The following is a 1,928-nucleotide window of genomic DNA, read 5'->3' as shown; positions in this document are numbered from 1 at the left end:
TGTAGTCCCAGGCAGATTTGAACTGCCGACCTCTACATTATCAGTGTAGCGCTCTAACCAACTGAGCTATAGGACTGGCATTACATCTTTCTATTCAAATCTTTACTGTTAGTTACTACAGCTTCAAGATGTATATATTTATAGTCATAAGTCTTTTTATTAAATACAATACTTAGCGTGTAGTCCGTATTACTATCAGGCGATCCTTAGATCATTTCCTTTATATTACGAACCATCTCCAGAAAGGAGGTGTTCCAGCCGCACCTTCCGGTACGGCTACCTTGTTACGACTTAGCCCCAGTCACTAGTTTTACCCTAGTACGCTCCTTGCGGTTACGTACTTCAGATACCCCCAGCTTCCATGGCTTGACGGGCGGTGTGTACAAGGCCCGGGAACGTATTCACCGCGCCATGGCTGATGCGCGATTACTAGCGAATCCAGCTTCATGGAGTCGAGTTGCAGACTCCAATCCGAACTGGGAATGGGTTTGGAGATTAGCATCCTGTCGCCAGGTAGCTTCCCGCTGTCCCATCCATTGTAACACGTGTGTCGCCCCGGACGTAAGGGCCGTGCTGATTTGACGTCATCCCCACCTTCCTCACATCTTACGATGGCAGTCTCGCTAGAGTCCTCAGCTTAACCTGTTAGTAACTAACGATGAGGGTTGCGCTCGTTATGGCACTTAAGCCGACACCTCACGGCACGAGCTGACGACAACCATGCAGCACCTACATACCTGCTATTGCTAGAAAACCTCTTTCAAGGTCGGTCAGGTATATTTCAAGCCCGGGTAAGGTTCCTCGCGTATCATCGAATTAAACCACATGTTCCTCCGCTTGTGCGGGCCCCCGTCAATTCCTTTGAGTTTCACCGTTGCCGGCGTACTCCCCAGGTGGATTACTTATCGCTTTCGCTTAGTTACTTACGGTCTATCGCAAACAACTAGTAATCATAGTTTACGGCGTGGACTACCAGGGTATCTAATCCTGTTTGATACCCACGCTTTCGTGCCTGAGCGTCAGTTATGGCTTAGTAAGCTGCCTACGCAATTGGAGTTCCTCGTTATATCTAAGCATTTCACCGCTACACAACGAATTCCGCCTACTTCATCCATACTCAAGATCTGCAGTTTCAACGGCAGGTTCCAGGTTGAGCCTGGAGATTTCACCGCTGACTTACAAATCCGCCTGCGCACCCTTTAAACCCAATAAATCCGGATAACGCTCGCATCCTCCGTATTACCGCGGCTGCTGGCACGGAGTTAGCCGATGCTTATTCATAGGATACTTGCAATACATTACACGTAATGTTTTTTACTCTCCTATAAAAGAAGTTTACAACCCATAGGGCAGTCTTCCTTCACGCGACTTGGCTGGTTCAGGCTCTCGCCCATTGACCAATATTCCTCACTGCTGCCTCCCGTAGGAGTCTGGTCCGTGTCTCAGTTCCAGTGTGGGGGATAAACCTCTCAGTTCCCCTATCCATCGTTGCTTTGGTGAGCCGTTACCTCACCAACTGGCTAATGGAACGCATGCCCATCTACTACCGATAAATCTTTAACAAATATCACCATGCGGTGCCCCTGTATTATGCGGTATTAGTCCGAATTTCTCCGGGTTATTCCCCTGTAGTAGGTAGGTTGCATACGCGTTACTCACCCGTGCGCCGGTCGTCATCAGTTGTAGCAAGCTACGCCCATGTTACCCCTCGACTTGCATGTGTTAGGCCTGTCGCTAGCGTTCATCCTGAGCCAGGATCAAACTCTTCTTTGTATATCTTTTTATTAAATCCTTCGTGGCTCGTTATTACCTTGCTTCAATCCAAAAGATCAAAGCCGGGTAGGAATTGATATGTAATACTTATATGTACTACACGCTTTGTATGTATCTATATTTTCTTATAACTATGTCAATGATCTCTTTGTTTT

1 tRNA gene and 1 rRNA gene are annotated in these 1,928 nt (G+C 47.4%); both read right to left on the bottom strand.

The features are described from left to right. Nucleotides 1–2 precede the first annotated feature (2 nt). A tRNA-Ile gene (locus C1A06_RS14950) sits at nt 3–76 on the bottom strand. Between the two features lie 166 nt (nt 77–242). Further along, nucleotides 243–1,773, bottom strand: a 16S ribosomal RNA gene (locus C1A06_RS14945). Nucleotides 1,774–1,928 lie beyond the last annotated feature (155 nt).

The sequence above is a fragment of the Dysgonomonas massiliensis genome, assembly GCF_900240225.1.
Lineage (GTDB): Bacteria > Bacteroidota > Bacteroidia > Bacteroidales > Dysgonomonadaceae > Dysgonomonas > Dysgonomonas massiliensis.
This window is presented reverse-complemented; position numbering and strand designations above follow the sequence as displayed.